Genomic DNA, 7,908 nt, shown 5'->3' on the forward strand with positions numbered 1-7,908 from the left:
AGAGCGCGTGAACGAGGGAAGAGTCGAGCTCAGCAAGGACCACGAGAACCACATCGCGACCATCACCGTCCGGCGGCCCGCGACGGGAAACCTCATGACCCGAGCGATGGCCTCGGCGTTCGCGGCCCATCTCGCGGACGTCGACGGGGACGACGAGGTGAAGGTCGTCCTGATCCGAGGCGAGGGCGACGACCTGTGTGCCGGCTGGGATCCCGCCGACGCCTGGGACCAGTACGTCGACGCGCCCGGCGGATCCGTCCGCAAGCACCCGAGCCAACGGGCGCGGCTGATCGCACTGGACGACGCGTGGTGGGGACGCACGGGTCTCTACCAGCGCCTGCTGCACTGCCGGAAGGTGACCGTTGTCGAGGCCCGTGGCCGTTGCTGGGACACCGGCCTCTATCTGGTGCTCTGCGCGGACCTGGTGGTCGCCGGCGAGGACGCGACCTTCGGCTCCCCCCGGTGGCACAACATCGGGGTGGACGGCGACATGTCGCTGCTGTTCGCCACGGTCGGGCTCAAGCGCGCCAAGGAACTCATGTACTGCAACGTCGCCTGGTCGGCGCCGACCGCGCTCGACTACGGCCTGGTCGACCGCGTCACCGAGGACGCCCCGCACGGGGCGTCGGAACTCGCCGCGATGTGCGCGTCGATCATGCGGGACGGCATCGTCACCGAGAAGTACGCGGTCTTCGCCTCGTTGGAGAAGCTCGGTGTCGGGCTGTCGTTCGCGGCGACCACCGTCGTCGGCGCCTCGCTGAGCAACATCCACTTCCAGCCCGGCGAGTTCAACTTCCTTCGGGAGGTGCGTCGTACGGGCGCCGAGGAGGCCCTGGCCCGCTCACGCCAGGATGTCGAGATCCGCTGACCGGCGCCCCACGGCCCAACGGCCCCGCGATCCGGGGCCGTCAGGGCAGTCGCGGAAGCTCCGGGTCACAGAGCCGCTCAAGGGCCGGCAGCGCGGTGAGCAGGCTCTCCAGCTCCGTGTCGTCGAGCCGTCCGAGATGCTCTTCGAGCCAGACCTCGCGGCTCTTCAGCACCTGCTCACGCTCGCGGGCACCGCTGGGGGTCAGTTCGATCAGAGCGGCCCGGCGGTCGGCGGGGTCCGGGCTGCGTGAGACGTAACCGAGTTCGATGAGACGGTTGAGCGAGCGGGTCACGGACGGCGGGGAGACCCCCTCCGATGCCGCGAGCTCGCCGGCGGACACGGGCTGGTTGCGGCCGATGTTGAACAGCAACGAGATGAGGGCGTAGCTCAGACCTTCGTCGTTCTGCTGCCGCAGGACGCGTCCGAGGCGACCGAGCGTCATCCGCAGGCGCGTCAGATCCTCGCGCCGGATGGCGTGCTCGTGCTTGACGCCGTCGATGGAGCCGCTGGTGGTCGTGGTCATTCCTACCCCGAATCTGGGCCTTCGCCGTATGAAGTTCGCCCTGTTAAGTATGCGCCTGCCGAGCTTCCGGACGCCACGTGCCCACGCCGGTCGATCTGTCAGGGCCATGCCGAGATTCGTCGCTTCGCCGGGGGTTTGTGTGCATCGGCACTGATTCGCCGAACGCTCTTGCAGGCTCCCTATCCAGCGATTAGTTTACATGGTTAGGTAATTTTGTCGTGACCGTCACACGACGGTCCCGTGTTTCCGAGGAGGGAAAGTGAAGGACTTCAGGCCGGAGCTGACTTACACCAGCTTCCAGGAGCACATGCACAAGGCCAGGACGCCCCTGCAGCTCAAGCATCTCCAGACGGTCGTCCACCACTCCAAGGGCGAGGTGCTCGCGGATCTGGACATGGTCCTGCCGACGCTGTCGGACGACCCGAACTACCACGAGTACGGCGTCCTCGGAAACGTCAAAGGAGACACCGGGCCGAAGGGCATCGACGAGGTCCGCGCCAACTACACCGAGATGGTGAACAACGGCTCGTACGTCATCGAGTCGAAGAAGACCCGCGTGGTGGTCGGCGACTACGACATCGTCACCGAGGGGACCTTCCGGCAGATCCTGACCGCCGAGGTCGCCCGGAAGATGGGCTTCGTCGACGACACCTCGCCCGCGAGCCCCTTCTACGTGCTGTCGGCCCGGACCGTCGTCTTCTGGGAGTTCGACCAGGACGACAAGGCCACCGGCGAGGATCGCTATGTCCTCGACCACCACATCGTCCCGCTGGCCGAGGAGGACCTGCCGGACAACTATCCCGACAAGTTCCGGACCGAGCCACGGGCCGGGGTCTGAGCCCATGACAACCAGCAGCGAGAGCCGCTCCGTCGAGCAGCGGATCGACGAACTGGAGAGCCGGGCCGCGTTCGCGGACATCATCGCCGGCTACTGCGAGGGCACCGACCGCCGCGACCTCGATCGGTTCATGGGCATCTGGCACGACGACGCCGAGTACCTCATCCCGGGCGGGCGCGGCGACTTCCACGGCACCGAGGAGATCCGCCGCTCGCAGGAGGTCATCGGGAAGGTGTGGAAGGAGACCTACCACTGGACCACCAACCACACCGCCCGCTTCGAGCACCCCGATCGCGCGGCCGGCCGCAGCGACGCCTTCGCCCTGTGCGTGCACCCGGACGGCAGGATCAGCTGGGTGGGCTGCACCTACCACGACGTCTACGAGCGCCGCTCGGGCGTCTGGAAGCTCTCCCGACGCCTGGTCGAGCGCTACTTCGTGAGCGCTCCGCAGGGTGTCGAACTGCTTCCTCCCTTCTGAGACAGGCGGCCCGATGGCATCGTCGTACTCCGAGGGTCGTGGGGAGAGCCAGGTGCGGACAGATGTCATCGGCCGCGACGCCGTCGACGGGCTGGCCGCACTCCTGGGTGTCCCGCCGGCGTCGCCGGACCTGCTCCCGCCCATGTGGCACCTCACCCAGCTTCTCGAAGTGGTCCCGCAGGCCCTGATCGGGCCGGACGGCCACCCACTGGTCGGGCTGCCGACCCCGCCCGCCGCCGGCGCGCGCCGCATGTTCGCCGGCGGCCGGGTGTGGCACCGCAGACCGCTCCTCGTCGGCCGGGAGGCCACCCGGACCTCCCGGATCCTCGCCTCGCGGGAGGTGGAGGGGCGAAGCGGGCATCTCCGCTTCGTCACGGTGCGCCACGAGTACGTTCAGGACGGCGAGCTGGCCGTGCGGGACGACCACGAGATCGTCTATCGGCCCGAGCGGCCGGCCGGGACTCCGCTGATCGCCTGCACGGGTGGGCCGGAAGAGCCCGGCGCCCCCGGCCCGGGGACCGTGCTCAGGGTCGATCCGGTCGTGCTGTTCCGGTTCTCGGCACTCACCTGCAACGCCCACCGGATCCACTACGACCGCGACCACGCGCGCGGCGAGGGCTTCGACCACCTTGTGGTCCACGGCCCCTTGCAGGCGGTCCTGATGGCCGAGGACCTCCGGAGGCGCGGCTGCGCCCTGCTGGGTCGGGTCTTCTCCTACCGGCTGCTCGCGCCGGCGGTCGGGCCGCAGACGATACGGGCCCGCCGTCCCGGCGACGGGACGCGGGAGGAGGTCGAGGTCACCACCGGTGCGGGCGGTGTGTCGGCCTCCGGATCGCTTTCAGAACCCGACCGGTCGGATCCGGCGGGACTCCAGCCGGCGTGAAGGAGACAGGATGAGTGCGGCACGAGTGCTGGTGGCGGGAGCCAGCGGGCTCATAGGGACGGCGGCGATCGCCGCCTTCACCGCCGAAGGGTGGGACGTGGTCGCCTTCTCGCGACGCCCTCCCGAGGTGGACGGGTCCGCGCGATTCGACCATGTGTCCGTGGACTTGACGGATGCGGTCGCGACCCGTGACGCCGTTGCCGCGCTGTCGCCACGGCCGACCCACCTCGTCTACGCGGCGGCGTACGAGAGGCCGGACCTGGTCGCCGGCTGGTCCGACCCGGCGCAGATGGCGACCAACCGGGCGATGCTCGGCAACGTCCTCGTGCCGCTGGCCGCCGCGGGCGGACTGCGGCACGCCACCGTGCTGCAAGGAACGAAGGCGTACGGCGCCCATCTGCATCCGATCCCGATCCCGGCACGCGAGCGGGCTCCGCGTGACGACCACGAGAACTTCTACTGGCACCAGGAGGATCTGCTCCGGGAGCTGGCCGACCGCCACGCGTTCGACTGGACCATCTTCCGGCCGGTCCAGGTGGTGGGACCGGCGTACGGCGTTTCCTACTGCATGCCGCCGGTGATCGGTGTGTTCGCCGCGCTCAGTGCCGCGACAGGAATGCCGTTCGGCTTCCCCGGCGGCACGATCCATCCGGTCCGCCAGGTCGTGGACGCGCGGTTGGTGGCGGACGCGCTGGTGTGGGCGGCGACCTCGCCAGCGGCCCGGGGTGAGCACTTCAACCTCACGAACGGGGAGGTGTTCTCCTGGCACGAGCTCTGGCCGGCCCTGGCCGAAGCGACGGGGGTGCCGTGCGCCGAACCCCGCCCGATGAGCCTGGCCGACGAGCTTCCCCGACTGGCCGGCGTGTGGGAGGACATCGTCGCGAAACACCGGCTCCGCCCGCTCTCGCTGCTCGACGTCCTCGGCCGGTCGCACCAGTACGCCGACTACACCTTCGGTCACGGCCTGACGACCATGCCCCCGCCGGCGCTGGTGAGTACGGTCAAGGTCAAGCAGGCGGGCTTCACCCAGGTCTACGACACCGAGGTGACCTTCCGTGACGCGCTGAGGACCTTGGCCGAGCGCCGGGTGCTGCCCGGTCCGACGGGGGCCGGGCGAATGATGGGGTCGCGGTGACGCCGGCGAAGGCCGGATCGTGCGCCTCGACGGCCAGTTGGCCGACGCACGTGTACGCACACGCACAGGCGCCCGCGCGGCCCTGCCTCGGTGAGGAGTAGACGGATGACAGCGTCGCAGGTCTTCGCCCGCGAGCCGCGGTTGGTCCTGGCCTGGGGCACCGTGCGCGATGCCTCGTTCCCCGACCGGGTGGCGGCTGCCCGGCAGTGCGGGTACGACGGGATCGGCCTCGCCATCCCGTACTACCAGGCCCTGCTCGCGGACGGCTGGACGGACCGTGACCTCGCCGCGGTACTCGCCGAGTGGGATGTGCGGATCAACGAGGTCGAGGTGCTCTTCGGCTTCCACGGCACGCCGGGACCCGCGGGCATCCCCGGCCGTCCGGGTCTGGTCTACGCCGACCCGGCGGCGGAGAGGATCGCGTTCCACCTGGCCGACACGTTCGGGGTGCCGTTCGCGCAGACCGTCGGCACCTTCGACGCCCGGCCTGCGGGACCGGAGGTGGCCGACGCCTTCGGGCGCCTCTGCGACCGGGCCGCCGCCCACGGGCTGAGGGTGGCGCTGGAGTTCGTTCCCTACAGCAGCGTCCCGGATCTGGCGGCCGGGCTCGCGGTCGTCACCGAGGCGAACCGTGACAACGGCGGGCTCTGCGTCGACAGTTGGCACTTCTTTCGCGGCCGGCCGGATCTGGAGTCGCTGCGGACGGTGCCGGCGGAGCGCGTCTTCATGGTCCAGTTCAACGACGGGCCGATCCCGCCGGTCGACCCCGACCGGATGACCGACGCCGTTCACCACCGCGTGCTGCCCGGCGAGGGCGACCTGGATCTGCGTTCGTTCGTCAGGGCCCTCGACAGGCCCGGAGTTGAGGCGCCGTTCTCGATCGAGATCTACTCCGACGAGCTCCGGCGGCGGCCGGCGGCCGATACGGCGCGACTCGCGGCGGAGTCCACACGCGCGGTCGTCGCGTCCGCGACGCGAACGTACTGAGCGGGAGCGACCGTTGACACATATTGCTACACATGGTTAAGTTTACATGGCTAAGCAATGGTGAGGAGTGAGAAGCGGATGAGCCCTTACCGTGTCGCCGTGGTCGGTTCGGGACCGGCGGGCGTCTATGCGACCGAGGCGCTCGTGCGCGGCGGCGCCGACGTGTCGGTCGACATCTACGACCGGCTGCCCACCCCGTACGGACTCGTCCGTTACGGCGTGGCACCCGACCACCCGAGGATCAAGTCGATCGTCGTCGCGCTTCAGAAGGTCCTTGAGCGTGAGCGGGTCCGCTTTCTCGGGGACGTCGACGTCGGTATCGACTTGACGACCGCCGAACTCCGGGAGCTCTACGACGCGGTGGTGTTCGCCACCGGCGCCTCCGCCGGTCGCCGGCTCTCCATACCGGGGGAGGATCTCGCCGGGGTCTGCTCGGCCACGGACGTCGTCGCCTGGTACAGCGGCCATCCCGACCGTGCCCAAGCGGGGGAGGACTTCCCGTTGACGGCGGAAGCGGTGGTCGTCGTCGGGGCCGGCAACGTGGCCCTGGACGTGGCCCGTCTGCTGGTGAAGCCGGCCCGGGACCTGACGGGGACCGACATGCCGCCGCACGTCCTGGAACGGCTCGCACGCAGCGGTGTCCGCGACGTCCATCTCGTCTGCCGGCGCGGACCCGAGCACGCGAAGTTCACCGCGAAGGAACTGCGTGAACTGCTCGAACTCGACGGCGTCGCCACCGAGATCGGCGTGGACCCACTGCCTGCCGGATCACTGGACCCCCAGACGGCGGCGAACCTCAGAGCCTTCGCCGACCTCGCCGCGCGCGAGGTGGTTCCCGCTCGCCGGACCCTGCATTTCCACTTCTGGTCCCGTCCGGTGGAGCTTCTCGGCGCGGGCGGCGCCCTCGCGGCCGTGCGCCTGGAGAAGACGCGGGAGGCCGGCGGTGCGGTCGTGCCCACCGGCGAGGTCACCGAGCTCAAGGCGGGCATGGTCGTCACCTCGGTCGGCCACCACAGCACGCGCGTCGGCACATTGCCGTTCGACGAAGACCTGGGCCGCGTCCCGCACGAAGCGGGCCGGGTGCTCGGTCCGGACGGCCGGGCCGTCGACGGTCACTACGTCGCCGGATGGGCCAAGCGTGGACCGTCCGGGGTCGTCGGGACGAACCGGGCCTGCGCCGCCGAAACGGTGGTCGGAGTCCTCGCGGACCTGGCGAGCCGCTCGCCCCGTGGCGCCGGGCCCGAGGAGGTCGACCGGGTGCTCGCCGCGCGCGGCATCAGGCCCGTCACCTACGACGGCTGGCTGTCGATCGACTCGGCGGAGTTGAACCGAGGCCGGGCACTCGGCCGCGTACGCACCAAGATTCCCGACTGGGAAACCCTGCGTCACCTCGGAGCGACGGGTGCCGGGCGGCCGGGCCGGAGCACCGTCTGAACCGCGGGCGCACCGTGTGAACCCCCGGCGCACCGTCCGAACCGCGGGCGCTCACCGCTTCGTTCCTTCAACCAGGAAGTCGGCATCCTCATGGCCTACGTCATCCACGGCGACTGCATCGACGTCCTCGACCGCAGCTGTGTCGAGGTCTGTCCGGTCGACTGCATCTACGAGGGCTCGCGCAAGGCGTACATCCACCCTGACGAATGTGTGGACTGCGGTGCCTGCGAGCCGGTCTGTCCGGCCACGGCGATCACGTACCACGACGAAGTCCCCGAGAACCAGGCCGAGTTCGTCGACGACAACGCCCGCTTCTTCCTTGAGCCCCTCCCGGGACGCGACGAGGCGCTGGGCCACCCCGGCGGATCGAGCGACCTCGGGCCCACCCGTATCGACACCGCTCTGGTGTCGAGCCGCCCGGCGTCGTCGGGCGGTGCCTGATGTCCGGGAACGAACAGGCCGCCGTCACCGCGGACCCCGACGTCTGCGTGGGGTCCGGGAACTGCACCTTCGTGGCGCCCTCGGTCTTCGGCCTGGACGACGAGGGCACGGTGACCGTTCTGCGGGAGCGGGTGGGCGGCACCGAACGCGACGCCGCCGTGGCAGCCGCCGCCGGTTGCCCGGCCGCGGCGATCATCGTGGCGGGCTGACGAGCGGGAACGAGCTGACGAGCGGGAACGAGACGGTGGCCGGCCCCCCGGGGGGGGCGGCCCCCCGCCACACCAACACCAGAAGCCCCCACACGTGCGGGCCACACCCCCC

The 7,908-nt window shown here is 70.3% G+C and carries 10 protein-coding genes; 9 read left to right on the forward strand and 1 reads right to left on the reverse strand.

Features of this window, described 5'->3' with window-relative positions; all coding sequences use genetic code 11:
• The first annotated feature begins 7 nt into the window (after positions 1–7).
• A complete protein-coding gene (locus ACFWV8_RS24285) occupies positions 8–868 on the forward strand; it encodes an enoyl-CoA hydratase/isomerase family protein (RefSeq protein WP_384206688.1) in 861 nt (286 codons plus the stop codon).
• Between the two features lie 40 nt (positions 869–908).
• On the opposite strand, the gene ACFWV8_RS24290 is transcribed toward ACFWV8_RS24285, so the two are convergent.
• Positions 909–1,391 carry a MarR family transcriptional regulator gene (locus ACFWV8_RS24290; RefSeq protein ID WP_329378787.1) on the reverse strand — a complete coding sequence of 161 codons (483 nt, stop codon included), beginning with the start codon at positions 1,389–1,391 and terminating at the stop codon, positions 909–911.
• A gap of 259 nt (positions 1,392–1,650) precedes the next feature.
• On the opposite strand from ACFWV8_RS24290, the gene ACFWV8_RS24295 reads away from it, so the two are divergent.
• The 8 genes from ACFWV8_RS24295 (at position 1,651) to ACFWV8_RS24330 (ending at position 7,796) form a co-directional block, all read left to right on the forward strand.
• Positions 1,651–2,229 carry a hypothetical protein gene (locus ACFWV8_RS24295; protein WP_384206697.1) on the forward strand — a complete coding sequence of 193 codons (579 nt, stop codon included), beginning with the start codon at positions 1,651–1,653 and terminating at the stop codon, positions 2,227–2,229.
• A gap of 4 nt (positions 2,230–2,233) precedes the next feature.
• Positions 2,234–2,707, forward strand: a complete 474-nt coding sequence (locus tag ACFWV8_RS24300; RefSeq protein WP_384206702.1) for a nuclear transport factor 2 family protein — start codon at positions 2,234–2,236, stop codon at positions 2,705–2,707.
• A 52-nt stretch (positions 2,708–2,759) separates the two neighbouring features.
• Positions 2,760–3,590 carry a MaoC family dehydratase N-terminal domain-containing protein gene (locus ACFWV8_RS24305; protein WP_384206709.1) on the forward strand — a complete coding sequence of 277 codons (831 nt, stop codon included), beginning with the start codon at positions 2,760–2,762 and terminating at the stop codon, positions 3,588–3,590.
• Between the two features lie 10 nt (positions 3,591–3,600).
• Positions 3,601–4,725 carry an NAD-dependent epimerase/dehydratase family protein gene (locus ACFWV8_RS24310; protein ID WP_384206715.1) on the forward strand — a complete coding sequence of 375 codons (1,125 nt, stop codon included), beginning with the start codon at positions 3,601–3,603 and terminating at the stop codon, positions 4,723–4,725.
• Between the two features lie 105 nt (positions 4,726–4,830).
• Complete coding sequence (locus ACFWV8_RS24315) at positions 4,831–5,712, forward strand: sugar phosphate isomerase/epimerase family protein (protein ID WP_384206718.1); 882 nt, start codon at positions 4,831–4,833, stop codon at positions 5,710–5,712.
• Positions 5,713–5,790: 78 nt separating this feature from the next.
• A complete protein-coding gene (locus ACFWV8_RS24320) occupies positions 5,791–7,146 on the forward strand; it encodes an FAD-dependent oxidoreductase (protein WP_384206722.1) in 1,356 nt (451 codons plus the stop codon).
• Between the two features lie 90 nt (positions 7,147–7,236).
• Positions 7,237–7,587, forward strand: coding sequence for a ferredoxin (fdxA, locus tag ACFWV8_RS24325; protein ID WP_329378773.1), 351 nt, complete (start codon positions 7,237–7,239; stop codon positions 7,585–7,587).
• Positions 7,587–7,796 (forward strand): ferredoxin, encoded by a 210-nt coding sequence (locus ACFWV8_RS24330; RefSeq protein ID WP_384206734.1) that lies wholly within the window; start codon positions 7,587–7,589, stop codon positions 7,794–7,796. Before fdxA ends, ACFWV8_RS24330 begins: the two co-directional genes overlap by 1 nt.
• The last annotated feature ends 112 nt before the right edge of the window (positions 7,797–7,908 follow it).

Origin of the sequence: Streptomyces sp. NPDC058665, assembly GCF_042714995.1 — a bacterium.
Taxonomy (GTDB): Bacteria; Actinomycetota; Actinomycetes; order Streptomycetales; family Streptomycetaceae; genus Streptomyces.

Coding starts and splice junctions, on each gene's coding strand:
- ACFWV8_RS24290 (WP_329378787.1), bottom strand. CDS start 1,391: ATGACCACGACCACCAGCGGCTCCATCGACGGCGTCAAGCACGAGCAC.
- ACFWV8_RS24300 (WP_384206702.1), top strand. CDS start 2,234: ATGACAACCAGCAGCGAGAGCCGCTCCGTCGAGCAGCGGATCGACGAA.
- ACFWV8_RS24310 (WP_384206715.1), top strand. CDS start 3,601: ATGAGTGCGGCACGAGTGCTGGTGGCGGGAGCCAGCGGGCTCATAGGG.
- ACFWV8_RS24315 (WP_384206718.1), top strand. CDS start 4,831: ATGACAGCGTCGCAGGTCTTCGCCCGCGAGCCGCGGTTGGTCCTGGCC.
- ACFWV8_RS24320 (WP_384206722.1), top strand. CDS start 5,791: ATGAGCCCTTACCGTGTCGCCGTGGTCGGTTCGGGACCGGCGGGCGTC.
- fdxA (WP_329378773.1), top strand. CDS start 7,237: ATGGCCTACGTCATCCACGGCGACTGCATCGACGTCCTCGACCGCAGC.
- ACFWV8_RS24330 (WP_384206734.1), top strand. CDS start 7,587: ATGTCCGGGAACGAACAGGCCGCCGTCACCGCGGACCCCGACGTCTGC.